This is a genomic window from Halorientalis litorea (assembly GCF_023028225.1).
Classification (GTDB): Archaea; Halobacteriota; Halobacteria; order Halobacteriales; family Haloarculaceae; genus Halorientalis; species Halorientalis litorea.
Genome location: NZ_CP095482.1, coordinates 2,741,528 through 2,764,687 on the forward strand (window position 1 = coordinate 2,741,528; position 23,160 = coordinate 2,764,687).

Annotated in this window: 27 protein-coding genes; 10 read left to right on the forward strand and 17 right to left on the reverse strand. The window is 67.3% G+C overall.

What is annotated here, in order from left to right; translation table 11 throughout:
- The first annotated feature begins 68 nt into the window (after nt 1-68).
- The gene (locus MUG95_RS14620) at nt 69-635 is read left to right on the forward strand and encodes an SCP2 sterol-binding domain-containing protein (RefSeq protein WP_247008956.1); all 567 of its coding nucleotides are present in this window, start codon (nt 69-71) and stop codon (nt 633-635) included.
- Nucleotides 636-667: 32 nt separating this feature from the next.
- Here MUG95_RS14620 and MUG95_RS14625 read toward each other — a convergent pair whose 3' ends face one another.
- The 7 genes from MUG95_RS14625 to MUG95_RS14655 all read right to left on the reverse strand — a co-directional run bounded on the left by MUG95_RS14625 (nt 668) and on the right by MUG95_RS14655 (nt 6,435).
- Nucleotides 668-997 (reverse strand): DUF5658 family protein, encoded by a 330-nt coding sequence (locus MUG95_RS14625; RefSeq protein WP_247008957.1) that lies wholly within the window; start codon nt 995-997, stop codon nt 668-670.
- Between the two features lie 16 nt (nt 998-1,013).
- Nucleotides 1,014-1,160, reverse strand: coding sequence for a hypothetical protein (locus tag MUG95_RS14630; protein ID WP_247008958.1), 147 nt, complete (start codon nt 1,158-1,160; stop codon nt 1,014-1,016).
- A 190-nt stretch (nt 1,161-1,350) separates the two neighbouring features.
- Nucleotides 1,351-2,760 carry a class II fumarate hydratase gene (locus MUG95_RS14635; protein ID WP_247008959.1) on the reverse strand — a complete coding sequence of 470 codons (1,410 nt, stop codon included), beginning with the start codon at nt 2,758-2,760 and terminating at the stop codon, nt 1,351-1,353.
- 52 nt (nt 2,761-2,812) lie between these two features.
- The gene (locus MUG95_RS14640; RefSeq protein WP_247008960.1) at nt 2,813-4,372 is read right to left on the reverse strand and encodes a PH domain-containing protein; all 1,560 of its coding nucleotides are present in this window, start codon (nt 4,370-4,372) and stop codon (nt 2,813-2,815) included.
- The gene (locus MUG95_RS14645) at nt 4,369-4,830 is read right to left on the reverse strand and encodes a PH domain-containing protein (RefSeq protein ID WP_247008961.1); all 462 of its coding nucleotides are present in this window, start codon (nt 4,828-4,830) and stop codon (nt 4,369-4,371) included. The genes MUG95_RS14640 and MUG95_RS14645 overlap by 4 nt, the downstream gene beginning before the upstream one ends.
- A gap of 45 nt (nt 4,831-4,875) precedes the next feature.
- Entirely contained in the window at nt 4,876-5,856 is a 981-nt protein-coding gene (fen, locus tag MUG95_RS14650; protein WP_247008962.1) for a flap endonuclease-1, read from the reverse strand.
- Nucleotides 5,857-5,907: 51 nt separating this feature from the next.
- On the reverse strand, nt 5,908-6,435 hold the full coding sequence (locus MUG95_RS14655) for a GNAT family N-acetyltransferase (RefSeq protein WP_247008963.1): 528 nt from the start codon (nt 6,433-6,435) through the stop codon (nt 5,908-5,910).
- A gap of 72 nt (nt 6,436-6,507) precedes the next feature.
- On the opposite strand from MUG95_RS14655, the gene MUG95_RS14660 reads away from it, so the two are divergent.
- Together MUG95_RS14660 and MUG95_RS14665 are read left to right on the forward strand one after the other, a co-directional pair.
- Nucleotides 6,508-7,134 (forward strand): class I SAM-dependent methyltransferase, encoded by a 627-nt coding sequence (locus MUG95_RS14660; protein WP_247008964.1) that lies wholly within the window; start codon nt 6,508-6,510, stop codon nt 7,132-7,134.
- On the forward strand, nt 7,131-7,574 hold the full coding sequence (locus MUG95_RS14665) for a DUF3054 domain-containing protein (RefSeq protein ID WP_247008965.1): 444 nt from the start codon (nt 7,131-7,133) through the stop codon (nt 7,572-7,574). Before MUG95_RS14660 ends, MUG95_RS14665 begins: the two co-directional genes overlap by 4 nt.
- Here the strand turns inward: MUG95_RS14665 and MUG95_RS14670 are convergent.
- Nucleotides 7,540-8,817 (reverse strand): MFS transporter, encoded by a 1,278-nt coding sequence (locus MUG95_RS14670; protein WP_247008966.1) that lies wholly within the window; start codon nt 8,815-8,817, stop codon nt 7,540-7,542. The genes MUG95_RS14665 and MUG95_RS14670 overlap by 35 nt on opposite strands.
- 150 nt (nt 8,818-8,967) lie before the next feature.
- Nucleotides 8,968-9,132 (reverse strand): DUF7331 family protein, encoded by a 165-nt coding sequence (locus tag MUG95_RS14675; RefSeq protein ID WP_247008967.1) that lies wholly within the window; start codon nt 9,130-9,132, stop codon nt 8,968-8,970.
- A gap of 406 nt (nt 9,133-9,538) precedes the next feature.
- Between MUG95_RS14675 and MUG95_RS14680 the strand changes: the two genes are divergently transcribed.
- Both MUG95_RS14680 and MUG95_RS14685 read left to right on the forward strand, forming a co-directional pair.
- On the forward strand, nt 9,539-9,772 hold the full coding sequence (locus MUG95_RS14680; RefSeq protein WP_247008968.1) for a DUF8015 family protein: 234 nt from the start codon (nt 9,539-9,541) through the stop codon (nt 9,770-9,772).
- 44 nt (nt 9,773-9,816) lie between these two features.
- Complete coding sequence (locus MUG95_RS14685) at nt 9,817-10,836, forward strand: ornithine cyclodeaminase family protein (protein ID WP_247008969.1); 1,020 nt, start codon at nt 9,817-9,819, stop codon at nt 10,834-10,836.
- On the opposite strand, the gene MUG95_RS14690 is transcribed toward MUG95_RS14685, so the two are convergent.
- The 4 genes from MUG95_RS14690 to MUG95_RS14705 all read right to left on the reverse strand — a co-directional run bounded on the left by MUG95_RS14690 (nt 10,831) and on the right by MUG95_RS14705 (nt 13,626).
- Nucleotides 10,831-11,865, reverse strand: a complete 1,035-nt coding sequence (locus tag MUG95_RS14690; RefSeq protein WP_247008970.1) for a presenilin family intramembrane aspartyl protease PSH — start codon at nt 11,863-11,865, stop codon at nt 10,831-10,833. The genes MUG95_RS14685 and MUG95_RS14690 overlap by 6 nt on opposite strands.
- A 66-nt stretch (nt 11,866-11,931) precedes the next feature.
- On the reverse strand, nt 11,932-12,159 hold the full coding sequence (locus tag MUG95_RS14695) for an H/ACA ribonucleoprotein complex subunit GAR1 (protein WP_247008971.1): 228 nt from the start codon (nt 12,157-12,159) through the stop codon (nt 11,932-11,934).
- Nucleotides 12,156-12,434: a signal recognition particle subunit SRP19 gene (gene srp19, locus MUG95_RS14700; RefSeq protein ID WP_247008972.1), complete on the reverse strand. Its 279-nt coding sequence runs from the start codon at nt 12,432-12,434 to the stop codon at nt 12,156-12,158. The genes MUG95_RS14695 and srp19 overlap by 4 nt, the downstream gene beginning before the upstream one ends.
- Nucleotides 12,435-12,504: 70 nt before the next feature.
- A complete protein-coding gene (locus MUG95_RS14705) occupies nt 12,505-13,626 on the reverse strand; it encodes a PGF-CTERM-anchored ABC transporter substrate-binding protein (protein ID WP_247008973.1) in 1,122 nt (373 codons plus the stop codon).
- A gap of 60 nt (nt 13,627-13,686) precedes the next feature.
- Between MUG95_RS14705 and btuC the strand changes: the two genes are divergently transcribed.
- Complete coding sequence (btuC, locus tag MUG95_RS14710; protein ID WP_247008974.1) at nt 13,687-14,787, forward strand: vitamin B12 ABC transporter permease BtuC; 1,101 nt, start codon at nt 13,687-13,689, stop codon at nt 14,785-14,787.
- Nucleotides 14,784-16,004 (forward strand): ATP-binding cassette domain-containing protein, encoded by a 1,221-nt coding sequence (locus MUG95_RS14715; RefSeq protein WP_247008975.1) that lies wholly within the window; start codon nt 14,784-14,786, stop codon nt 16,002-16,004. The genes btuC and MUG95_RS14715 overlap by 4 nt, the downstream gene beginning before the upstream one ends.
- A 26-nt stretch (nt 16,005-16,030) precedes the next feature.
- On the opposite strand, the gene MUG95_RS14720 is transcribed toward MUG95_RS14715, so the two are convergent.
- From MUG95_RS14720 to MUG95_RS14730, 3 genes are all read right to left on the reverse strand, one after another.
- On the reverse strand, nt 16,031-17,758 hold the full coding sequence (locus tag MUG95_RS14720; protein ID WP_247008976.1) for an acyl-CoA carboxylase subunit beta: 1,728 nt from the start codon (nt 17,756-17,758) through the stop codon (nt 16,031-16,033).
- Between the two features lie 63 nt (nt 17,759-17,821).
- Nucleotides 17,822-18,667, reverse strand: coding sequence for a class 1 fructose-bisphosphatase (locus MUG95_RS14725; RefSeq protein WP_247008977.1), 846 nt, complete (start codon nt 18,665-18,667; stop codon nt 17,822-17,824).
- A 1-nt stretch (nt 18,668) separates the two neighbouring features.
- On the reverse strand, nt 18,669-19,484 hold the full coding sequence (locus MUG95_RS14730; RefSeq protein WP_247008978.1) for a class I fructose-bisphosphate aldolase: 816 nt from the start codon (nt 19,482-19,484) through the stop codon (nt 18,669-18,671).
- Nucleotides 19,485-19,570: 86 nt separating this feature from the next.
- Here MUG95_RS14730 and MUG95_RS14735 point away from each other — a divergent pair, with 86 nt between their 5' ends.
- A complete protein-coding gene (locus MUG95_RS14735; RefSeq protein WP_247008979.1) occupies nt 19,571-20,434 on the forward strand; it encodes a 3-hydroxyacyl-CoA dehydrogenase family protein in 864 nt (287 codons plus the stop codon).
- A 16-nt stretch (nt 20,435-20,450) separates the two neighbouring features.
- On the opposite strand, the gene MUG95_RS14740 is transcribed toward MUG95_RS14735, so the two are convergent.
- On the reverse strand, nt 20,451-20,927 hold the full coding sequence (locus MUG95_RS14740; protein WP_247008980.1) for a septum formation initiator family protein: 477 nt from the start codon (nt 20,925-20,927) through the stop codon (nt 20,451-20,453).
- A gap of 124 nt (nt 20,928-21,051) precedes the next feature.
- On the opposite strand from MUG95_RS14740, the gene MUG95_RS14745 reads away from it, so the two are divergent.
- Together MUG95_RS14745 and MUG95_RS14750 are read left to right on the forward strand one after the other, a co-directional pair.
- The gene (locus tag MUG95_RS14745; RefSeq protein ID WP_247008981.1) at nt 21,052-21,948 is read left to right on the forward strand and encodes an alpha/beta hydrolase; all 897 of its coding nucleotides are present in this window, start codon (nt 21,052-21,054) and stop codon (nt 21,946-21,948) included.
- A 46-nt stretch (nt 21,949-21,994) separates the two neighbouring features.
- On the forward strand, nt 21,995-23,137 hold the full coding sequence (locus MUG95_RS14750; RefSeq protein ID WP_247008982.1) for an acyl-CoA dehydrogenase: 1,143 nt from the start codon (nt 21,995-21,997) through the stop codon (nt 23,135-23,137).
- Nucleotides 23,138-23,160: the final 23 nt, after the last annotated feature.

Genomic DNA, 23,160 nt, shown 5'->3' on the forward strand with positions numbered 1-23,160 from the left:
ACCCTAAAATAAACGGCCTTCTATACTGGGGAACAGGTCGAATATATGTGATACGGTATCACAGTCGCATGACTGACGACGACCTCATCGAACGCGTCGAATCGGCACTCGAACTCCCACCCGAAGAACTGGCGGACGAACTCCCCGCGCTACTGGACGACATCGAAGGCCAAGTCGAGGTCGTCGCCATGGAGAACCCGCGGGTGTTCGCCCGCATCGTCCAGCGGATGGACGAGATGGACATCGCCGCCTTCGCCGATGACTATCCCGACACCGTCGACCGGTTCATGGACGTACTCTGGACGGGGATGAACCTGCTCGTCCGGTTCAGCCCCGACGTGCAAGACTCCATCACCGAGGACTTGGGCGTCAACTTCGAGGCCTCGAACGCGCCGATGGAGGGGCACCTCCAGCTCGATGCCGACGAAGGCACCGCAGACGGCGGTGCCGAACTGCTCGACGACCCGGACATCACCATCAACGGTCCGGCGAACACCCTCGCCAGTCTCATCACCGGCGGGAAAGACCCCGTTCAGGGGTTCATGCAACAGGAATTCGAGATGGACGGCGACATCCAGAAGGGGACCCAACTCGCGGCGACGATGGACAAACTCACGGAGAAACTACCCCAGTAGTCGACGAACCACGCCGGTGCTGGCCACTGCGGTTAGCTCGTGTAGACTACGTACAGGTTCCAGATTGAGACAGTCGCACCGACAGTGGCCAGTGCCGCGGGGACTGCGGTGCGGCCCGGTCCACGCAGGAGCCGCCACGCGGCGTAGAACCCGGCGAAGACGGCCGCCTTGACCGCCAGCAAGGCGTACTGGCCGTGTACCTCTATCAGCGGCCCCGCGACGACCCCTCCCTCCGACACGGTCCCGACCGAGAGGCCCCAGAACGTCGTCACGGTGTCGCCGAGGCCGTAGAAGAGGACCGCTGCCGCCCACAGTGCCCGCTGATGGTTCGCAAGCACCGCGAGCACACTCTGAGAACCCATACCGGGTACTTGCCGGTCAGGGCATAATAATGGCGACGCCTATCAGAGCGACGACGGTCAGGGCAACGAACAGGATAGTGAAGTCAGCCACGGGTGAGATGTACGCCTCCGAACCCGTCTGTTCGGTCCCGGTGTCGGCTTGACTGGCGTGGTCTGTGGCCATACCCCTACTCGGGAGTACCCGATATTCAATGGCCGATTCGAATCGACTTCCGATTCGAACGCGTCCGGCAACCGCGTTCGACCGGCGGTACCGGAGCCGATAGCCTCACCGGGAATCGGAGAATTCCGAGCCGTCGGTCACTCGTCCCATACTGGCCGACGACCGCAGTTCGGTTCTACGACCGTCCGGGTCACTCGTCGCCCAAGATGACGCGCTCGGTCATCTTCCGGGGGTCGAGTACCTCGTCGACCTCGTCCTCGTCCAGATACCCCTCTTCGAGCACGACTTCCCGGATGGTCTTCTCCTCGGCCATGGCCTTCTTGGCGACTTTGCTGGCCTTGTCGTAGCCGATGGCGGGGTTCAGCGCGGTGGCGAGTGCCATGCTCTGCTGGACGCGTTCCTCGCAGTGTTCCTCGTCGGCTTCGAGTTTGTGGACGAACTTCTCCGCGAACGTCTCGCTGGCGTTGGTCAGCAACTCCGCCGACTGCAAGAAGTTGTGCGCGAGGACCGGCTTGTAGAGGTTCAGGTCGATTTGGCCCTCGGCCGCACCCGCGGCGACGGCGGCATCGTTGCCGACGACTTGCTTGTGGACCTGATTGACGGCCTCCGCGACGACGGGGTTGATTTTGCCGGGCATGATGGAACTCCCGGGCTGGTTCTCGGGCTGGTCGAGTTCACCGAGGCCGTTCCGCGGCCCGGAGGCGAGCAGTCGCAGGTCGTTGGCGATTTTGTTGAGCGAGCCCGCGATGGTCCGCAGTTGGCCGTGGGCCTCGCCCATCGCGTCGTGGGCGGCCTGTGCCTCGAAGTGGTTCTCGGCTTCGCCGAAGGCCAATTCCGTCTCCTCGCTGATGTACTCGGCGGCGAGTTCGGGGAAGTCGGGGTGGGTGTTCAGTCCCGTTCCGGTCGCCGTGCCGCCGAGCGCGAGTTCGCTGAGGTGGTCGCGGGTGTTCTTGGCGCGGTCGATGCCCTTCTCGACCTGAGCGCGGTAGCCGCCGAACTCCTGCCCCAGCGTGACGGGCGTGGCGTCTTGGAGGTGCGTCCGGCCCGTCTTGACCACGTCGGCGAACTCCTCTTCCTTCGCCGCCAACTCGTCGCGGAGCGTCGTCAGCGCGGGGAGGAGGTCCTTCTCGACGGCCTCCATCGACGCGACGTGCATCGCGGTGGGAATCACGTCGTTGCTGGACTGTCCGTAGTTGACGTGGTCGTTGGGGTGAATCTCGCGGGACCCGATGTCACCGCCGTAGAGTTCCGTCGCGCGGTTGGCGATGACCTCGTTCGCGTTCATGTTCGAGGACGTGCCGCTCCCTGTCTGGAACACGTCGACGGGGAACTGGTCGTCGTGGTCGCCCGCGATGACTTCCTCGGCCGCCTCGACGATACACTCGGCCTTGTCCTCGGGAATCAGCCCCAGTTCGCGGTTCGCCTGTGCGGCCCCCTTCTTGACGACGCCGAGTGCCCGGACGAACCGCCGCCCGAACGTGATGCCCGAGATAGGGAAGTTCTCCACGGCGCGCTGGGTTTGGGCACCCCAGTAGGCGTCCGCGGGCACCTGCATCTCGCCGAGACTGTCCCGCTCCGTACGGTAATCCTCGTCAGTCATGTTCACTCCCCCCGTCGTTCGGGACCCTCCTAAACGATGTGATACGCCCCTCTCACTCGGACTGCCCGACGGGTTCGGCGCCGAGATGTGCCTGCAGTCGCTCCCGGATGGTCTCGAAGGACCGCTGGGCGTCCTCGGCGTCGATGTCGTAGGCGGTCGCGTCCCGCTGGCCGAACGTCGAGGACGTGGCGGTATCGGCGGTGAGGTGTGCGAGGCCGAGCCGTCGCTGGAACACCGTCCGCGACCGGATAGCCGTCTGCAACCGGTAGTACGGGACGACGCGCGTGGTCTGTCGCCAGAACCCGTCGCGCACGACGAAGTAGTCCTCACCGACGTGATAGCCGCGATGTTTCCACTTGTAGTGTGCCGCGACGGGCACCACGGGGACGAGGAGCAGCGGCGTGAACCACAGCGAGAAGTTCCCGACGAACGACCGCGCCGCCGCGAAGACGCCTGCGATGGCGAGGACGGCGAGCAGGTAGCGGACCGCGTAGCGTCGCCGCGCGATTTTCGGTGGCCGAGTGAACGAGAGGGTATCGAACGGTTCGATGTCCCGGGCCAGTTCGAGTGCCCGGGCACGGCGCGTCAGCGGCACCGCCGACTGTGAACCGCCCTGCCCGCTGTTTTGCCCGGGGCTGTACCCCGCCGTCTCGACGGCCAACCCCGCGTAGCCCAGCGCGCGCATCACGAGGTTTTCCTTTATCGTGAGCGTCTGCACCTTGTCCGTCGGAATCGACCCGCTGTACCGCTGGAGCAGGCCCCGCTCGTACACCAAGTCCTCGCCTTGCCGCCCGAGTCGGAAGCCGTAGTACTCGCTGAACGTGACGGCCGCGCTGAGTGCCCACGTCCCGACCGCACCGATTGCGACGGCGACCAAGCCCGTGAGCAAGAGCAAGTCCGGCGTTCCCGTGATGGACTCGACGTCGGTGCCGATACCGGTTACCGACGCCGCGAAGCCGAACAGTCGGTCTTGGACCAGCGGGAACCCGACTGCCACGAGAAAGAGGGTGGCCCGCCGGAACGAGGCCAGCGAGAGGACGACGAGTTCGCTCTCGTCGAGTTCGAAGATTTCCGTGGGTGTGGTGTCGCGTCGGGGTGCGTCCGCGTCCGTCTCGGGTGTCGCGGCCGCCGTGTCCGGTTCGTCGGCCGCGCGCGTCTCGCCCTGTGCGGCGGCCCGCCGGTCACGGATTTCCGACTGCACCCGGCGGGCTTCGTCGGCCGCGACGAAGTTCAGCGTCGCCTCCGTCTCGGACCCGCCGGCCGTCTCGACGCGGACCACGGCGACGCCCACGATTCGGTGGAAGATGCTCTCGGTGATGTCCACGTTCTGGACACGGCGGTAGGGAATCTCGCGCTCCTTCCGGCCGACGACGCCGGCCGCGATGTCGAGCGTGTCCGGCGTGAGGTCGTACTCGAACCGGTAGTAGTAGGCGACCTGATACCCCGCGCCGAGGAGGAAGCCGAGGGGAGCGAGGACGAAAATCAGGCCGACGGTGTCGGTGCTGTCGGGGACGAGGAAGTTCGACATGCTGGTCAGGAAGAAGGCGACGCTCCCGACCACGAGCCCCCGCTGGATGCCGCGCACGAGGGCACTCAGCGGGTGCAGTCTCATACCGCGTCCTCCGGTTCGCTCTCGATGGCGAGGTCACGGAGTCGATTGCGGAGGTCGCGGGCTTGGTCGGGCGTCAGGCCCGGCACGGTCACGTCCGCGCCCCGTGACCCGGCGGTGTAGACGACGACCTGTCCGAGTCCCAGCAGGCGGTCGAGCGGGCCACGCCGCGTGTCGACGTGCTGGATTCGGACGTAGGGGACGGCCGTGTCGACTTTCGTCACGACGCCACGCTCCAGCGCGAGCGCGTCGGGTTCCAGTTCGTACCCCCAACTGCGGTACAGCAGGAGGACGTACACGACGACGACGGGGAGGACGACGGCGGCGACGCCCACGCCGAGGAACGGCGATATCGTCAGCAGAAACCGGTCGACGGCGGTGACGATACCGCCGAGGACGAGGGCGACGAGGAGGCCGACGAGTCCCCAGCGGAGGCGAACGCGAGGATGGAGGGCGTTCATGGCTCTATCCTCGCGCGCGACGGGTGAATAATTGTCGATGCCCTCTCACGTCCATCGGTCGAGACCCGCCTGCACGGTGGCGTCCTCGATGCGTTCGAACCCCCGTTCGACCTCGTCGCCCGCGACGCCCCACTCCCCGACGACGTACTCGCGGGCCGCCGACAAGTCCGGGTCGATGTCGGTGTCGAACGTCACGTCCTCGTTCACCGGCGGGTTCAAAAAGAGGTCACGCACCCGGTCGGCATTCTCGACGGCGACGCCGCGGGCCTCGAATACGCCCCAGATGTCGCCGTGTTCCGTGATTGCCTTCACTGCCGTCTTCGGGCCGATGCCGGTGACGCCCTCGTTGAAGTCGGTGCCACAGAGGATGCCCACGTCGACAAGTTGCTCCCACGTCAGCCCGTGGTCCGCGAGCGTTGCGTCGAGGTCCATGCACTCGGGGTCGCCGCTGGCCGTGAGGCCTCGGAGCGTCAGGGGCGACCCGAACAGCAGGGCGTCGTAGTCCTCGGTGCCCGCGTAGTCCACCACCCCGGAACGGGCCATCCGGGCGGCTTGGGCCTCGCCCTCGGCGGGCGCGTCGACCACCGGCACGTCCAACCGTTCGAGCAGGCCCCGCGTCGTCTCGATGATGGTGTCGGTCAGCCGCTGGGTGCGCGAGTCCAGCGTCGCCACCCTCGCCGCGTCCCCTTCCTCGCGGGCGGCTTCGAGTTCCTTCTCGTATTGCTCGCGCTGTTCGCGGCGTTTCTCGACTTCGGCTTCCTTCAGGTCGGTGACGCCGCCGTCGAAGACGAACACGGGCGTCACGTCGTGTTCGAGGAACTTCGGGAGGCCCTGTACGACGCCGATGAGGTTCGCCACCTCCTCGCCGTCGGCGGTGGTGTACGCCGAGTCCCGCGTGAACTTCACCGTCGTCGTCAGGTAGCGGTACAGCCAGTTGTGGGCGTCCACCGCGACGACCGACCCCTCAAGATCGTCGTAAGCCACGTCCTCGATGGCCGCGAGGTCGCGTAAATCTGCGTTTCCCATCGCAGTCTCGTTAGTGTGGCCCGGGCTTGAAACCCCCGACAGGTTCCGCCGTCACTCCGGCACCGGCACGACCGGCGGCGGACTAGCGTCCGACTTCCGGACCAGAAACGCCCGCTCGTCCGCGCTCAACTCGCGGTCACGGAACGCCTCGAACCCGCGTCGGTACGTCTCGGGCGACCGGTCGCTCGGGTGTTCGAGCACGAGTTCCGCGATGCCGGTCTCCTCGCCGGTGAACCCGAACCCGGCGCGGGAGAGGGCTTCGTAGGCGAAGACGTTGTTGACCGCAATCGTCACGCGGTCGTACCCCCGCTCGTGGGCACGCGCGGTGGCGAAGCGCGCGAGTCGCGGGCCGATTCCCTCGCCGCGCCGGTCGGCCCGCACCGTGATGTACCGGAGCCACAGGGTGTCGGCGTCGGTCCGGTCCTCGTTGAACGAGACGGCGGCCACCACCTCGCCGTCGTCCAGCACCACGGCCTTCCCGGTGTTCGACATCACGAACTTCCCGGCGTAGCTGAACCGCTCGTGGTCGAGACGGAGCGTCGGGCCGTCCGGCGGCCACCCGCGTACCGCGAACTCCATACCGAAGCCAGCGGTGCCTGCGGCTTGTACCCTGTGGGACACACTTACGACTGCGTGTCCCCTTCCTCCGCCGTGGCACACGACCGCTCTCCCGGCGATGTCCGGTTGTTCGACCGCTTCGCGACCGTCTACGACCGGTTCAAGCCAGCGACCGACGCCGCTACGGTCGCACCCGCGCTCGAACTCGCCGAGCGGGACGTGACCCGCGTCCTCGACGTGGGCGGCGGGTCCGGACAGGGCGTCCGCGGCCTCGATATCGCGTCGTCGCTCGTCGTCGACCCGGCACCCGGTATGGTCCGCCGGGCGGCCGACCGTGGTGTGGCCGCGGTTCGCGGGGACGGACGGCACCTCCCGGTTCGAGACGAGTCGGTCGACGCGGTGTTGATACTCGACGCGCTTCACCACATGCACGACCGGGCGGCCGTCATCGAGGAGGCGGCACGCATCCTCGAGCCGGGCGGCGTCCTCGCGGTACTGGAGTTCGACCCGACGACGCTCCCGGGGCGCGCACTCGTCGCTGGGGAGCATCTCGTCGGCTTCGACTCACAGTTTTACACACCGGCAGACCTCGCTGCTCGGGTCCGGGCCGCCGGACTCCGAGCGTCTATTCCTCGCCGTGGCTTCGAGTACCTCGTCGCGGGCGTCAAGCCCGCCGAGTCGGGGGACACAAGTCCGCCCGGTCCGAACGGCCCCGCATGAGTACCGTGGCCGACCGCGTTCGCGGACGCGTGGACCTCTCGGTGTCGACGGCGGGGTTGCTGCTCGGTGACCTCGTGGCAATCGCCGCGTTCGTAATCATCGGCGAGATGAGTCACAGTATCGACCCGCTGGCGAACCCCGGTATCGTCGCCGATACGTACGTCCCGTTCCTCGTCGGGTGGCTCCTCGCGGCCGGGTTGGCGGGCGTATATGCCCGTGGACTGCACGAGTCGCCGCGTCGGAAGGCCGTCACAGTCCTCGGGGCGTGGCTCGTGGCGGACGCCGTCGGGCAGTTGCTCCGGTCGACGGCGTACTTTCACGGCGACGCCGCGCTGACGTTCGCGCTCGTCGCGGCCGCCGTAGGTGGTCTCTTCCTCGTTGCCTGGCGGTTGGTCCTCGTCGCGGTTATGCCCCGGTTCCGGTCGACGGGGCGCGCGTAACGAGGAACGCGCCCAGCCCAGCACCACAGAGCGCGACGCCGCCGAGGACCAGAAACAGCTGTTCCGGCGAGAAGTACGTCAACATCGCTCCGGCGACGACGGCACCGAGCGCGCCGATGCCGAAGGTGCCGAGATACGTGAACCCGTACGAGAGGCCGCGCGTCCCGGCCGGGGTGTACTCGGCCACGGCCGCCTGATAGAACGGCTGGATGAGAAAGAGGAAGAAGCCGAGCAGTGCGGAGACCACCAGCAGGGCACCGAGGCCGAGTGCCGCCGCCGGGAGAAAGAGGACGGCGACGACGGCCAGCGCGGTGAATCCGGCCGCGATGCCGATTTCCGGGCGACCCCGGTCCGTCAGCCGTCCGGCGGTGTACTGCCCGCCGACGCCGACCATCAGCAGGCCGACGTAGAGGTAATCGCCGGGCTGGTACGTCCGACCGGCGAGTTCGACGGGCGCGAGCGCGGGCACGTTCTGGAGGAGTTCGGGGAGGAACGTCAGCGTCCCGCGGTAGAACAGTCCGGAACAGAGCGTGACGAGGAAGACGGCGGCGAAGGCACCCGCGAACAGCGTGACCGAGGCCGAACGGAACTCAGCGAACGAACTGACGCCGGTTCCGGCGCGCCCGTCCTCACTGCCGCCGTCGGTGGCCGTCACTGCCGCACGCTCGTCGATGTCGACGCGGATGGCGTAGACGGCCGCGAGTGCCGCCGGGACGGTCAGCACGGCGACGACGGCCCGCCAGTCCAGCACGAGGAGCAGGAGGATGGTCACCAGCGGACCGACGGCGATGCCGATGTTGCCGGCCATCCCGTGATACGCGAAGGCACTGCCACGCTGTTCGACGCCCCGGGAGATGAGCGAGAGCCCCGAGGGGTGATAGACGCTGGCCGCGACGCCCCAGATAGCGAGTGCGACGCCGACCAGCACGGGCGAGGGGGCGACGGCCAGCAGGAGGAACGACAGGCTCATCCCGGCGAGACAGCCGGTGATGAGGATACGCGCGTCGATGCGGTCCACGAGGATGCCGGAGGGGAGCGCGCCGAGTCCGAACAGGCCGTAGCCGACGGTGACCAGCGCGCCGATGGTCGCGGCGTTGACGGGGAACTGCGTGAGGCCGAGATCGATTGCGGTGAACGTGTCGAGCCAGATGGGGACCAGTATCGGGATAGACAACTCGTAGGTGTGAACCATCGCGTGCGCGACGGCGACGAGGCCCACGATAGAGCGGTCGTTGTCGTTCACGCTCGCGCTTCACGGCTCAGCGGCTTCAACGCGTCGGTTGCGTTCGCTCGGAGGGGACTCAATACGCCCCGGTTGGCCCGGGGCAAGGTGTCAGTGCAGGTGCAGGTGCAGTGAGTGGAGGCACCCGTCTCTGGGGGGAGACCGACTGGCTCACCGCCGCTCGGCGACGGACACGGCGATATCCGACTGGAGCCACGCGTGGTGGTTCTCCCGGTCGTAGATGACGTACTCGTCGGTTCCGATGACGAGTTCCGCGTACCGGTCCGTCCGGTCCTCACCCGTGCCGTCGTCGTGGTTGGTATCGTGGCTGCTCATCGGTACCATGGCGGCTATACCGCCGTTGGGCTGCCTCCACTCGAGAGAAGTTCCCCGACGTAAATAATTCCGTCCATGCTGTTATCATCCCGAATAACAGAAACTAATTTATGCAAAGCTCTCTAGTCGATTATTTCATAAATTGATACTGGAGACGGCCCGGCCCGTCTCCGCTTCCGGCATACCGACGACCTCCGCCTGAGCCACGCCACCGTCACCGAACCTCGTCAGACTTCGCACGCTCGGAACGACGGGGCTCGGGCCGAAACTGCCGGCAAAACCAATCCGTAAGTTATAGACATGTCATTCCGAAACTTCACAGTAAATAGCCAGTGCCTACAGTGGATATAATGCAGTGCCTATGGGAAACACTTATATTAGGAACTATCCTCTGTTAGAGTACGCTATGACGGGCTACTACGACATCGTGCTCGGTCTCATTCCAGTCTCACTCATCACCATCTCTGCGGCCTTCGTCGTCGCCGGGTTCACGCTGACGTTCGCCGTCGCGGCGGCGTCCACAGTCGGCGTCGCACTCGTCGGACACGCCTTGTTCGTCAACGGTCCGGTCGACGCATCAACACGAACGGACACCTCGACCGCAAACGCGTCCCGTGACACCCCCGTTTCTGCCGACTGATTCCGTCCCACACATCTAAGACGACCTCGCCCGAACGAAGGGCTATGTCAGACGATGATGTCGAAGCGCTGTTCCTGCGAAGCGACGAACTCGCCGACCTCGCCACCATGGACGAGTACGTGGACGCCGTCCGTGAGGGCTACCGCCAACGCGGCGAGGGCGCGCCCGCCGAACCCCGGACGAAACTCCCGAACGAACACCCGCCGGGGTTCTTCACCGCGTACCTCGCCATCCTTCCCGACACGGGTGTGATGGGGACGTACACCTACGGCGCGGGCTTCGGAACCAAGGACGCACACTTCATGCTCCCGCTGTACGACAGCGAGAGCGGCGAACCCCTCGCTCTCCTCGACGGTGCGAGCATGAACCCCTACAAGACCGGGGCCACCGGTGCCGTCGGCGTCGACGCACTTGCGCGTGCCGACGCCTCCTCGGTCGCACTCATCGGGTCCAGCGCGCAGGCACGCGGCCAGTTACTCGCCACAGCGACCGTCCGTGACCTCGAACGCGTCGACGTGTACTCCACGACGAAAGAACACCGCGAGGACTTCGCCGCGGAGATGAACGAACAACTCGACGCCACCGTCGCCGCCGTCGCCTCCAGTGCCGCCGCCGTCGAGGGGGCCGACATCGTCATCACCGCCACGCGCGCCCCGGAACCCGTCTTCGACGGGGACCTCTTAGAGACCGGAACCCACGTCACCGCGATGGGGCAGTACTCCACCGACGTGCGCGAAATCGACAGCACGGCGATGCAGAAGGCCAAGTACGTCCCCGACCTCCGCGCGCGAACGCGAACCGACGCCGGGGCGTTCATCGTGGCCCTCGAGGAGGGGGCCATCGACGAGGACCACGTTCACGCCGAACTCGGGGAGATACTCGCGGGCGTCGAACCGGGCCGTGAGAGCCCCGACGAGATTACCCTGTTCGACAGCGGCGGAACCGCAATCGAGACGGTGGCCGCCGGGCACATGCTCTACGAACGTGCCAAAGAGCGCGGACTGGGCGAGACTATCGCGTTCTCTCCGGCGAGCGAGGCGATGATGGGCAAGCCGGACTCATAGGTACTGCGCCACCCCGAGGGCGTCGACGATTGGAACCCCGGTGGCGAGTGCGGACACGAGATACCCCGCGATTGCTCCGCCGTTCAACAGCGGCAGTCCCGCGTGTGCCCGCCCCTGTAGCACCATCCGAAGCAGGAGGGCGAGACCGACCATCGTCCCGACCATCGCACCGAGCGCGGGGACCGGAACCGAGAGCCCCGGGAGCGTGACTGTCGGGACGTTTGCGGGCGCGAAGAAGGCCGCGCTGGCGACCAACACCGAGGGAATCACCGCGTCGCCCAACCCGATGAACATCGCCTCGCGGTCGAGTGGGTCGGCCTCGATGCCGTCACTGTCCTCGTCGTCTGGCGCGCTGTCGCCGTCGGCTGCGACCTCCTCGTCTGCTGGCCCGCCCTCGACTTCCCCAGTCGGGTCGGGCGTCTCCGCGTCCAGAAACGAGTACGAGAGCGTGAGCGGAATCACGAGGATGATAGGCATCTTGAGGTCCATCACGCCGTCGGCCAGTTCGAGCATGTGTTCGGTGCCGTAGACGCTGATGGCGTCGTAGACGGCCAGCGCGATCAAAAGGAGGATGGCCGGGAGGAGGCCGAAGCTGATGCCGAAGAGGCCGGCCGCGCCCGCACCCATGACCACGCCCGCAGCGTCGATGACGTACCACTCGGGGTAGACGTACAGCGCGACGGCGAGCGCGCCCGCCGCACCGAGCGCGAGAAGGTTGACGCCGTACGGTGCCACCACCGGCGGTAGGACGACGCTGAACACGTACCACGAGAGGTAGCCACTGGCGAACACCACGAACGCGCGGATGAGTCGTTCGAGGTCGAGTTTGATGACGGCGAGCATCAGGGCGGTGACGACCAGAATCGCACCGATGTAGAGGAGACTGTTCGTCGGGTCTTGCGGGTCCTCGACGGCCTGATATCCGGCCGTGTCGAACGGGGTGACGAGCGCGAGGGCACCCACCTGCACGAGCAGGAAGACGACGCCGATGAACCCGCTTGCGAGGACCGCCCGCGTGCGCTGTTCCATACCGACCCCTGTCGTGGCTCCGGTTTCAGGATTGCGAACGTCAGCGACGCGCGCGCCGTCGGTCACTCACCGCGCGTACAGTGCGTCCCCGAGGAGCGTGGCCGGCCGAACGCCCTCGGCGGGCGAGACAGCCACGTACGGGCGGTCGACCGGCCCGAACACGTCCACGACGCGCCCCACGTCGTCCAAGTTCTCGTCGACGACATCTGTCCCGAACTCCGGGTGGTCGTCCTCCAGCGTGCGAAGGACGGCCAGCCCCTGTGCCGTTCGGACGACCTCGCCCACGCGTCTCATTCGCGGATGGCTCCGAGGTACGCGCCGACGGCCTGCACGAGGTCCGACTTCGTCGCGTCGTCCGCGTCCTTCACGAGGACGCGGCCCCGTTCCTCCCACTCTCTAGGGTACTGTTTGTCGCGTTCGACCACGGCGTCGTACCCGACCTGCTGGACGGCTTGGGCTATCTCCTCGACCGTCGGGTCGGGGACAGCCAACTCCAACGGGACCCGCCGCCCCTCCGCGCGGGTCAGGTCCGCGTCGAAAAACGCGGGCCACATGACGTTCTCGACCATACGTCACCTCGCCCGCCCCGACACAAGTGCTTTGCTGGTCGCGCCGGTGCCGGGACTCCCACGGGGCCGACTACCGCCGGCGGGCCAGTCCGAGGACGGCCGCGAGCGCGATGGCGGCCGTCGCCACACCGGCGCCCAGTCCCGGCCCGCTGGCCGCAGTCGTCTCGGCCGCATCCGTCTCCGCCGTCGTCGCTTCAGGCGTCTCGGTGTCCGCGACTGTTTCCGTCGCCGTCCGCACGTCCTCGCGGGTGATGCTCTCGTTCGCCCTGTCGAGTGCGTCGGGGTGCCACTCTTTGGCCAGTCGCGTCAGCGGTTGCGTGACGCGTGGTCCGGGCTGGCTGATGTAGTTGGACTGCAACTCGATGGTCTGGCTCCGCTGGAGGGCCGTCGTCCCGTTGTAGGCCGCGGTCCGTGGAATCGTCGCGTCGCCGGGGTAGGCTATCCACTCGGGGTCGCTGTCGACCACGACTTCCTCGCTGAGTTGGCGGTACCCCTCGATTCCAGCCTCGGCGGCGACGTTGGTCCCGCCAGCCGTCGTGAGTACGTCGTGGATGTGCGTGCCCGTGCCCGTCGTCGTCCCGAAGAAGTAGTACAGGACGCGTGGGTTGTTCTCCGCGAGTTCGGCCGCGCGCTCGGCGCGTTCGACGCCGAGGCGGAACTCTGTGCTCGCCTCGCGTGCTCCATCGCAGGCTCCGAGGAGCGCGCCCGTCGTCTCGAGGTTGGTTTCGATTTCGTCCAGCGAGGTGACGAGACCGAAGTGGTAGACGGTAATCCCGGCGGTGCGGAGCTGTCGCACCGTCTCGACGCTCGTCGTGTTCGCCGCGAGGACGATGTCAGGGTTCAGCCCGACGACCTGTTCGACGTTCACACTCAGGTCGTCGTTGACGACATCGGTGATGCCCTCACGCCCGTCGAGATACGCCGTGTACTGCGTCTGTTGCATCCCGACCACGCGGTCCTCGGCCCCGACGGCCCACGCGGCCTGTGCGTCGCTCGGTTGAAGCACGACCACCCGCTCGGGCCGTTCCTCGACGGTCACCTCGGTCCCCGTCGTGTCCGTGACGGAGACGGGGAACGTACAGTCGGACTGTGCGAGCGTCGCGCCGTCGGGTGCCGCGGCGACCCCGGACCCGCCAGCCGCGAACCCGCTGGCTACCACCACCACCGTGAGAAGCACTGCGTTCAGTCGCATTCCCTAACGTTCCGTCGTTACCCAACAAATATTTGCCTACCGAAAGTTGGCTTGTAGACGATGCACACGGGGACCAGAGCGGCCACGTTCTCGGCGGTACTCGCGGCGGTGCTCGTGGGCGTCGTCCTCGCCAGCGCGACGGTCGGCCCCGTCGCGCTCGATACGCTCGTCGTCGCGAAGGCGACGCTCAACGCCGTCGGCGTCCCCGTCGGCCTCGGCGTGGTCACCGGGACGGCGTCCCTCGGCCCACTCTCGCTGCCTGTCCCCGTCCCAGACGTGACGTACGCCTACCCGTTCGCCTTCGCCGTCGAGGGCGGAGCCGAGACCATCGTCCGGCAGGTGCGACTCCCCCGCATTCTGCTCGCCGCCGTCGTCGGGTTCGCGCTGGCGTCGGCCGGGACCGTGATGCAGGGTTTCTTCCGCAACCCGATGGCCGACCCCTCTATCGTCGGCGTCTCCTCCGGCGCGGCGGTCGGTGCCGTCGCCACCATCGCGTTCCCCCTCGCGCTCCCGTTCGGCCTCCAGACTGCGGCGTTCGTCGGCGCGTTGCTGGCGGCGTTCGGTGTCTACCTCATCGCCTCGGAGGGGCGACACACGCCGGTGGCCACCCTCCTGCTCGCGGGCGTCGCGATTCAGACGCTCCTCGGTGCGGCAGTCTCGTACATGCTCCTCCACGCCGGCGAGAGCCTCCGGCAGGCGGTGTACTGGCTCATGGGTCACCTCCACAACGCCTCGTGGGCGGAGTTGGAGGTGACGCTCCCGCTCGCACTCCTCGCGTTCGCCGTCCTCGCGGCGTACACGCGCGATTTGAACGTCCTGATGCTCGGCGAGGCGGACGCCCACACGCTCGGCATCGAAGTGGAGCGGACCAAGCGCGTGTTGCTCGCGCTGTCGAGTCTCCTCACCGCCGCCGCCGTCGCCGTCACCGGCGTCATCGGCTTCGTCGGCCTCATCGTCCCCCACGGGATGCGACTCGTCGTCGGCCCGGACCACCGCGTCCTCCTGCCGACGAGCGCGCTCGCCGGCGCGAGTTTCCTCGTCGCGGCCGACACGCTTGCACGCGCCGGCCCCGCAGAGGTGCCCGTCGGCATCGTCACCGCCGCCGTCGGCGCGCCCTTCTTCCTCTACCTCTTGCGCACACGGGAGGTGTACGCGCTGTGATAACCGTCGAGAACCTCGCCGTCAGCAGGGGCGACGCGCAGGTGCTGACCGACGTGTCCCTCTCCGTCGCGGACGGCGAGTTCGTCGCGCTCGTCGGGCCGAACGGCGCGGGCAAGACGACACTCCTCCAGACGGTCAACGGTCTCCTCGACCCGGACGCCGGGGCCGTGACCGTCGCGGGCCGTGACGTGACGACCTGCAGTTCCCGCGAGGTGAGCCGACTCGTGGCGACGGTCCCACAGAACCCGACCATGGCGTTCGACTTCAGCGTCGCCGACGTGGTCGCGATGGGACGGACCCCCTACCAGTCGCGCTTCGGCCGCGCGAACCCGAGCGAGGAACGCCAACGCGTCGAGCGCGCGCTCGCTCGCACCGACACGGCCGAACTGTCAGACCGGTCCGTCAGCGCGGTCAGCGGCGGGGAGCGTCGGCGGGTGTTGCTCGCCCGCGCGTTGGTGCAGGACACGCCCGCGCTCCTGTTGGACGAGCCGACCGCCAGTCTCGACATCAACCACCGTGTCAGGACGCTGGAACTCGTCTCGGACCTCGTGGCCGAGGGGAAGACGGCGTTCGCGGCGATTCACGACCTCGACTTGGCCGCACGGTACTGTGACCGTCTCGTCCTGCTGGCGGACGGCGAGGTCCGGGCGAGCGGCCCACCGGCCGAGGTGCTGCAGTCGACGCATCTGGGTGACGCCTTCGGGACCGACACCGCCGTTACGACCGACGCCGCGACGGGGACCCCCTCGGTGACGGCATTGTGGTACCGGCGCGACAGCGACCTCCGCGTCCACGTCCTCGGCGGCGGCCCCGTCGCGACGCGTGCCATCTGCCGGTTGGTCGACGCGGGTGCGACCGTCACCGGCGGCCCGTTCCCGGAGGGCGACGTGGCCGTCGAGACGGCCGAGGCACACGGCATCGACGCGGTGACCGCCCCGCCGTTCGCGGCGGTACCGGACGCGGCTCGCGAGCGCGTGACGGCACTCCTCGACGGGGCCGACGTGGCCGTTCTCGCGGTAGGCCCATCGGGACCGTCGAACCCGGCGTTCGAACTCGCCGCCGACGTGACGGTACCCGCCGTCGCCGTCACACCCGACGGTACTGCCCTCGAAGGAACTGTCGGGTGGGAGGAGTTTCGTCCGGCCGTCACCCCCGACGAACTCCCCGCGGCAGTCGTCGCGGCGGCCGACCGGCAGACGGCCACGGCCGACGACTGAGAGTGTCGTCGCCGACGCTGTGACCGCTACAGGACGGTGCCGTGTTTCTTATCGGGAACGTCCTTCTCGACGGATTCGTAGAACGCGAAGCGGGCTTCCAGCTCCGTCCGTAGGTCGCTCGGCGGAATCACCTCGTCGATGACGACATCGCTCGCCATCCGGCGCACGTCAATGTCCTCGCGGAACTGCTCGCGGAGTTCGCGCTCGCGTTCGGCGCGTTCCTCCTCGTCCTCGATGTCGGCGAGTCGGTTGGCGTAGACCGCGTTGATTGCCGCCTCGGGACCCATGATGGCGATTTCGCCGGACGGGAGGGCGAGCGTGGACTCGGGGTCGTAGGCTGGGCCGGACATCGCGTAGATGCCCGCGCCGTACGCCTTCCGAACCACGACGCACTGCTTCGGGACCGTGGCCGCGGAGGTGGCGTAAATCATCTTCTTCCCCTGTTCGAGAATCCCCTCCTTCTCGACCTGTGACCCGGCCATGAACCCGGGCGTGTCACAGAGATAGAGGAGTGGGACGTTGTAGGCGTCGCAGGTCCAGACGAACTCGGCGGCCTTCTCGGCGGCGTCGGGGAAGATGGCTCCCGCGCGGTGGGCGGGTTGGTTGGCGACGACGCCGACGGGGCGGCCGTCGACGCGGGCGAACCCGGTCAGAATCTCGGCCCCGTACTCGGGGCGCAACTCGAAGAACGACCCGGCGTCGACCACCCGCTCTATCACCCGCTCCATGTCGTAGCCCTTGTTCGGGTCCGCCGGGACGACGGCGTCGATGCCGTCGGGCGACTTCGCGGGTGCTTTGCCCGCCGTCTGTGGTGGGTCCTCGTCGCTGTTGTTCGGGAGGTACGAGACCAGTTGTGCGACCAGTTCGCGGGCGTGTTCCTCGTCCTCGGCCACGAGGTCAGCACTGCCGGAGTGGCGGGTGTGGACCTCCGGGCCGCCCAACGCTTGGAGGTCGATTTCCTCGCCGGTCACCATCTCCACCATCCGCGGGGAGGCGATGGCCATCGCACTCATGTCCCGGACCATCACGGTGAAATCGGAGAACACCGGGGTGTACGCCGCCCCGGCGATACAGGGGCCGTAGAGGACACAAATCTGGGGCACGCGGCCCGAGAGCCGCGAGTGGTTGTAGTAGTACTTCCCGACGCCCTCCCGGTTGGCGAAAAAGCCCGTCTGCTGGTCGATGCGGCCGCCGGAGGAGTCCATCAGGTAGAACACCGGTTTCCCGGTTTTCAGCGCGCGCTGTTGCATCCGCAGGAACTTCTCGACGCCTTTCTCGGCCATCGACCCCGCTTTCACCGAGAAGTCGTTGGCCATGAAGTGGACATCCCGGCCCTCGAACTCCGCGGCACCGGTCAACAGCCCGTCGGCGGGTAGGCGGTCCTCGCTGTCGAAGTTGGCGAACTTGCCGTCCTCGAAGAGCAGCCCCGAGGTATCGCCGTCGTCACCGAACCACAGGTTGAGGCGGTCGCGGACGAACAGTTTCCCCTGCTCTTCGAGACGGTCGCGGTACTTCTCGGGGCCGCCACGCTCGATGTCCGCAATCTCCTCGCGGAGTCGCTCTTCGCGTTCCGTCGGGCCGAGCGTATCCTCGGCGTCCGTGGCGTCGGGACTCGCCGAACTCTCGTGCGTGATGGTCGGTTCGGTGGCATCGCCGACGTAGAGTTCGACGGTGTCCTCGACGTGTCGGGCGAGTGCCTCCGCAATCGCCGCGATTTCCTCCTCGCTTGCCCCCTCGGGGATGCGGACGTTCATACCCCGGTCTGCGGCCACCGTCGTGAAACCGTTTTCCCCGGACGGCGGCCGACTCGCCGCCAGTCACTCCCCGAGGGCCCGCTCCAACCGGTCGACGAGTTCGGTGTTCCCGACGTGGACCGGGACGCGCTGGTGGAGTCGCTCGGGTGTCACGTCCAGCAACGACTGGTGTCCGTCCGAGGAGCGACCACCCGCGGACTCGACGATGTAGCCGATGGGGTTCCCCTCGAACTGGAGGCGGAGTTTCCCGTTCGTGGCGGAGTCGAGTGCGGGGTAGGCGAAGATGCCGCCGTACTCCAGCACTTGGCTCACGTCGCCTATCATCGCGCCGCCGTACCGCAGTTTCAGTTCGTCCTCTATCTCCGCGGCGTACGCCGCGAACTCGTCCGGCCAGTCGGGAACGCGGCCGCCGAAGCCGTAGACGACTGGGTCGGCGGGCAGCGTCAGGTCGTCGTCGACGACGGTGCGCTCGCCGTCCTCGACGACTGCCTCGGCGACTGTCCCGTCCCGTGCCGTGACCATCGACGTGATGGGGCCGTAGAGGACGTACCCGGCGGCCCGCAGTGCTCGCCCCGAGGCGGGGAGGGGGTCGTCGTACACCGCGACGATGGTCCCCATGACGTTGTTGGACTTCAGGTTCGAGGACCCGTCGAGGGGGTCACAGGCCACGTGCAGGTCCCCGCCTTCTCCCTCGACGACGCCCTCGCGCTCCTCGCTCGCGTAACTGGCGACGCCCTCGATAGCGAGGAGTCGCTCCTCCAGCAGTTCGTCGGCGTAGCGGTCGGCGGCGAGCATCTGGTCGCCGGTCGGGTTCTCGGCCGTCTCGTACTCGCGCCGTCCGGGGAGACTCGCGCGGATGTCGGGGGCCGTCTCGGCGACCGTCTCGAAGACGCGCTCGATGGCGTCCATCTCACTCGGCTTCGGGTGCGGCCGCGTCGGCCACGTCGAGTGCTTCCTCGACGGACGTTTCCTCGAAGATGACCTGCTCCAAGGCGTCGAGGATGCGCTCGGGGTTCTCCCGCTGGAACACGTTACGCCCGACGGCGAGGCCCGCGCCGCCCGCGTCGATGACGGACTTGACGTTCGAGAGGAACTCCTCGTCGGAGCGTTTCGACCCACCGCTCATGACGACTTTCGTCTTGCCGGCCATGCGGACGGTCTCTTCCATCGCGTCCTGACTCCCGGGGTACTTGACCTTCGCCACGTCCGCACCGAGTTCGAGGCCGAGGCGCGCGGAGTAGGCGATGGTCTCGGGCGTCTTGGCGTTACGGAGGCCCTGCCCCCGCGGGTAGGACCACATGACCGTGGCCATGTCGTACTCGCGGGCCGTCTCTTGGGCGTCACGCCACTCCTCGACCATCTCGATTTCGTTGTTCGACCCGCCGTAGACGGTGAAGCCGATGGAATCGGCACCGACCTCGTGGGCGTAGTCGACCGACCAGTTGACGGCCGAGTCCGGTTCGCCGCGCCAGAGGTTCGAGGTTCCGTTCAACTTGGCGAGCAAGTCCACGTCGTCCTCGTAGGATGGGTAGTAGGCCTCGGCGACGCCCTTCTGGACCGCGAGGGAGGTGACGGCGTCGTGGGTCGCTACGTCGAAGACCCGTGCTGGGTCCGCGCTCTCCGGCACGTCCTCGAAGTCCACCGGCCCGTGTTCGAGGCCGTGGTCGTAGGCGAGGATGAGTACCTTCCCGTCCCGGGTCAGGGGGCTGTCGTCGATAGGAATCATACACGCGTTGATGCCCCACGTTCGCTAATAATCCTGTTGGAACGCTCGACGCCACCCTTACACCCTGTGGCGTCGTGGATGGTCCTATGCGCGAACTCGATGACATCGACACCGTCGGCATCGTCGGCGCGGGCACGATGGGACACGGCATCGCACAGGTCGCGGCACTCGACGGCTACGACGTGGTGCTACGCGACGTGGAGGACGAACTCGTGGAGTCGGGGCTGTCGGGCATCCACGAGAGTCTGGACCGGTTCGTGACGCGGGGCGACCTCTCGGAAGCGGAGGCCGACGACGCCCGTGAGCGGGTCACCGGCACGACAGACCTCGCGGACCTCGCCGACGCCGACCTCGTGGTCGAGGCCATCGTCGAGGACATGGACGTCAAACAGTCCGTATTCGCCGACTTGGACGACACCGTGGCCGAGGACGTGGTACTGGCGACGAACACCAGCACGCTCTCGATTACGTCCATTGCCAGCGCGACGGACTGCCCCGAACTCGTGGTCGGCCTCCACTTCATGAACCCCGTCCCGCTGATGGAGGGCGTCGAGGTGGTCGTCGGCGAGAAGACCGACCCTGCCGTGGCGTCCCTCGCCCACGACTTCGCCGAGTCGCTGGGCAAGTCCACGTGGGAGTCCGACGACAAGCCCGGGTTCGTCACGAACCGGATTCTGATGCCGTGGCTGGCCGAGGGCATCCGCGCCTACGACGAGGGCGTCGCCGAGAAACCCGACATCGACCGCGGCATGACACTCGGCACGAACGTCCCGATGGGACCGCTCGAACTCGCCGACCACATCGGTCTCGATATCTGTCTCGACGCGATGGAGACGCTGCACGCGGAACTTGGCGACCGCTACCAGCCACCCTACCTGCTCAAGCGCAAAGTCGAGGCTGGTGACCTCGGCAAGAAGACGGGGCGGGGGTTCTACGAGTACGGAGACTGACCAACTGGCGAGTCGGCTACTCCGCCAAGCGGTCCGCCAGCGCGTCGATGTCGGCCAGCAGCGACTCGAACTCGGCGGCCACGTCCTCGCGGTCACCGAACTGCTGTCGCGCCCGCGTCCGTATCTCGTCGGCGTCTTCGCGGAGCCGTTCGAGTTCGGACTCGATGGTCTCCCGGCGGTCCAGCAGGTCCGCGACTTCCGCCGCGAGTTCGTCGATGTCCGCTTCGCCGACCATCTCGTACTCGTCGTACAGCCCCTCGCCGATAGCACCGTGACCCATCCCGGTCACCTCGTACACGTCGCTGTCCTCGGCGTCGGTTAGCAACCCGAGTGTGGACAATTGCTGGCACCGACTCGTGACAGTTTCGCGCTCCAGACCGGTCGTCTCGGTGACCGACGCCACACTCGCGCCCTGTGCGTCGTCGATGGCCCGGAGCACCACGATTGCCTCCCAGTCGAGCACGTCCTGCAACTCGGATAGCGTCGGCGACATTCCTACATCGGCGGAGTGGTCCCGCTCGGGTAAGCGTTTACACCGACGGCGGGACGGGGCAGATATAAACGGACCGTCGAAGACGCGCACAACGGCTTTGTTGGCTGCCCTACTGGGCCACCCCATGTCAGTGCAACGGCGCGACGCAGACTTTAGGAGCAACGGGACGCGATGTGCGGCGTGGCTCTACGAACCGGCCGCCGAGAACCCGCCCGTGGTCGTGATGGCCCACGGGTTCGGGGGCGAGCGCGAGGCCCGCCTCCCGGCGTTCGCCGAACGGTTCGCCGCGGCCGGGATGGCCGTCCTCGTCTTCGACTACCGGACGTTCGGCGACAGCGAGGGCACGCCTCGGCACGTCGTCTCCGGTCGTCGGCACGTCGAGGACTACCGGGCCGCGCTCGACCACGTTCGCTCGCTGGACGGCGTCGACGGCGACCGGGTGGGGCTGTGGGGGACCTCGTTCAGCGGCGGCCACGTCGTCGAAGTCGCCGCCGAGGCGGACGTCGAAGCCGTCGTCTCACAGGTGCCGTTCACTGACGGCCGACGGACCGCGCTCCACCTCGTCAGACAGGGCGGCCTCTCCTACGTGGCGGGCGTCCAGCGGGCACTCACTCGGAACGCCCTCCGGCGGGCCACGCTCCGCGGCCCGGCGTACGTGCCCATCGTCGCCGACCCCGACGAGTTCGGCGTCCTGAACACGCCCGACGCGAAACCGGGATACCTCTCGCTCGTCCCCGAGGGCGAAGACTGGGACAACGAGTGTGCCGCTCGCATTCTCGCCACCGTCGGAACGTACCGGCCAGTGACGGCGGCCGCGGACGTCGACTGTCCGGTCTACGTCGCACAGGCCACCGAGGACAGCATCATCCCCGCGGACTCTGTCGACGCCCTCGTCCGCGAACTCGACCACGTCGAACGCGACCGATACCCCGTTGGCCACTTCGAGCCGTACACGGGCGAGTGCTTCGAGGAAGTGGTATCGGCCGAGCGGGCGTTCTTCGAGCGTCACCTGGACGCCTGACCCGGCGATGAGAAAAGTAAAGGATTGACTGCCCTAGATTCCGGGTATGGACCTCAGCCCGACGCCCGAGCAAAAGCAGATTCAAGAGATGGTCGCGGAGTTCGTCGACGAGGAAGTGAAGCCGCGCGCGGCTGAAATCGACAAGGAAGACGAGTTCCCGTGGGACCTCGTGGACGAACTCGCGGAACTGGACCTGATGGGGATGCCATTCCCCGAGGAGTACGGCGGTGCAGGATTGGACTACCACGCCTACCCGATGGCACTGGAGGAGATTTCACGCGGGTCGGGCGGACTGGGCACCATCGTCGCCGCTCACATCTCACTGGCGGGCAACATGGTCTACGAGTTCGGCGACGAGGACCAGAAAGAGGAGTACCTCACGCCGCTGGCACAGGGCCACGACATCGGTGCGTTCGCGCTCTCGGAACCCGGTGCCGGGTCCGACGTGCCCGCGATGGAGACGACGGCCGAGAAGGACGGCGACGAGTACGTCGTCGACGGGAACAAACTCTGGATTTCTAACGGGAGCGTCGCCGACACCGTGACCCTGTTCGCGAAGACCGACCCCGACGCCGGAAACAAGGGCATCTCTTCGTTCATCGTCCGCCCCGAGGAAGACGACGGCTTCATCGTCGAGGGGACGGAGGACAAACTCGGCGACAAGGGCTGCCCGACCGCCGAACTCCGCTTCGACGGGATGCGCATCCCCGAGAGCCGCCGCCTCGGCGAGGAGGGCGACGGGTTCGTCCACGCGCTGAAGACGCTCAACGGCGGCCGCATCACCATCGCCGCCCGCTCCGTCGGCATCGCACAGGCCGCACTCGACGAGGCGGCGAACTACGCCGGTGACCGCGAGCAGTTCGGCCAGCCCATCGGCGACTTTCAGGCCATCCAGCACAAACTCGCGGACATGGACACGAAGACCCGGGCGGCCCGCCTGCTGATGCACGACGCCGCCGACAAGAAGATTCGCGGTGAGAGCTTCATCAAGGAGGCCGCACAGGCCAAACTCTACGCCTCGGAAGTCTCGCGGGAAGTCGCCAACGAGGGCATCCAGATTCACGGCGGCTACGGCTACACCAAGGACTTCCCGATGGAGCGGTTCTACCGCGACGCCAAACTCAACGAGATATACGAGGGCACGAGCGAAGTCCTCCGCAACACCATCGGCCAGCAGTTGCTCGAGTGACGGCCGGACGCGGCGACTCGAGC

Excerpts from the sequence above, each read along its gene's own strand:
- MUG95_RS14625 (WP_247008957.1), bottom strand. The coding sequence starts at position 997 with ATGGGTTCTCAGAGTGTGCTCGCGGTGCTTGCGAACCATCAGCGGGCA.
- MUG95_RS14720 (WP_247008976.1), bottom strand. The coding sequence starts at position 17,758 with ATGAACGTCCGCATCCCCGAGGGGGCAAGCGAGGAGGAAATCGCGGCG.
- MUG95_RS14635 (WP_247008959.1), bottom strand. The coding sequence starts at position 2,760 with ATGACTGACGAGGATTACCGTACGGAGCGGGACAGTCTCGGCGAGATG.
- MUG95_RS14665 (WP_247008965.1), top strand. The coding sequence starts at position 7,131 with ATGAGTACCGTGGCCGACCGCGTTCGCGGACGCGTGGACCTCTCGGTG.
- btuC (WP_247008974.1), top strand. The coding sequence starts at position 13,687 with ATGCACACGGGGACCAGAGCGGCCACGTTCTCGGCGGTACTCGCGGCG.
- MUG95_RS14640 (WP_247008960.1), bottom strand. The coding sequence starts at position 4,372 with ATGAGACTGCACCCGCTGAGTGCCCTCGTGCGCGGCATCCAGCGGGGG.
- MUG95_RS14725 (WP_247008977.1), bottom strand. The coding sequence starts at position 18,667 with ATGGACGCCATCGAGCGCGTCTTCGAGACGGTCGCCGAGACGGCCCCC.
- MUG95_RS14680 (WP_247008968.1), top strand. The coding sequence starts at position 9,539 with ATGACGGGCTACTACGACATCGTGCTCGGTCTCATTCCAGTCTCACTC.
- srp19 (WP_247008972.1), bottom strand. The coding sequence starts at position 12,434 with ATGGTCGAGAACGTCATGTGGCCCGCGTTTTTCGACGCGGACCTGACC.
- MUG95_RS14630 (WP_247008958.1), bottom strand. The coding sequence starts at position 1,160 with ATGGCCACAGACCACGCCAGTCAAGCCGACACCGGGACCGAACAGACG.
- MUG95_RS14620 (WP_247008956.1), top strand. The coding sequence starts at position 69 with ATGACTGACGACGACCTCATCGAACGCGTCGAATCGGCACTCGAACTC.
- MUG95_RS14675 (WP_247008967.1), bottom strand. The coding sequence starts at position 9,132 with ATGAGCAGCCACGATACCAACCACGACGACGGCACGGGTGAGGACCGG.
- MUG95_RS14645 (WP_247008961.1), bottom strand. The coding sequence starts at position 4,830 with ATGAACGCCCTCCATCCTCGCGTTCGCCTCCGCTGGGGACTCGTCGGC.
- MUG95_RS14685 (WP_247008969.1), top strand. The coding sequence starts at position 9,817 with ATGTCAGACGATGATGTCGAAGCGCTGTTCCTGCGAAGCGACGAACTC.
- MUG95_RS14705 (WP_247008973.1), bottom strand. The coding sequence starts at position 13,626 with ATGCGACTGAACGCAGTGCTTCTCACGGTGGTGGTGGTAGCCAGCGGG.
- MUG95_RS14730 (WP_247008978.1), bottom strand. The coding sequence starts at position 19,484 with ATGATTCCTATCGACGACAGCCCCCTGACCCGGGACGGGAAGGTACTC.
- MUG95_RS14690 (WP_247008970.1), bottom strand. The coding sequence starts at position 11,865 with ATGGAACAGCGCACGCGGGCGGTCCTCGCAAGCGGGTTCATCGGCGTC.
- MUG95_RS14750 (WP_247008982.1), top strand. The coding sequence starts at position 21,995 with ATGGACCTCAGCCCGACGCCCGAGCAAAAGCAGATTCAAGAGATGGTC.
- MUG95_RS14735 (WP_247008979.1), top strand. The coding sequence starts at position 19,571 with ATGCGCGAACTCGATGACATCGACACCGTCGGCATCGTCGGCGCGGGC.
- fen (WP_247008962.1), bottom strand. The coding sequence starts at position 5,856 with ATGGGAAACGCAGATTTACGCGACCTCGCGGCCATCGAGGACGTGGCT.
- MUG95_RS14740 (WP_247008980.1), bottom strand. The coding sequence starts at position 20,927 with ATGTCGCCGACGCTATCCGAGTTGCAGGACGTGCTCGACTGGGAGGCA.
- MUG95_RS14695 (WP_247008971.1), bottom strand. The coding sequence starts at position 12,159 with ATGAGACGCGTGGGCGAGGTCGTCCGAACGGCACAGGGGCTGGCCGTC.
- MUG95_RS14745 (WP_247008981.1), top strand. The coding sequence starts at position 21,052 with ATGTCAGTGCAACGGCGCGACGCAGACTTTAGGAGCAACGGGACGCGA.
- MUG95_RS14655 (WP_247008963.1), bottom strand. The coding sequence starts at position 6,435 with ATGGAGTTCGCGGTACGCGGGTGGCCGCCGGACGGCCCGACGCTCCGT.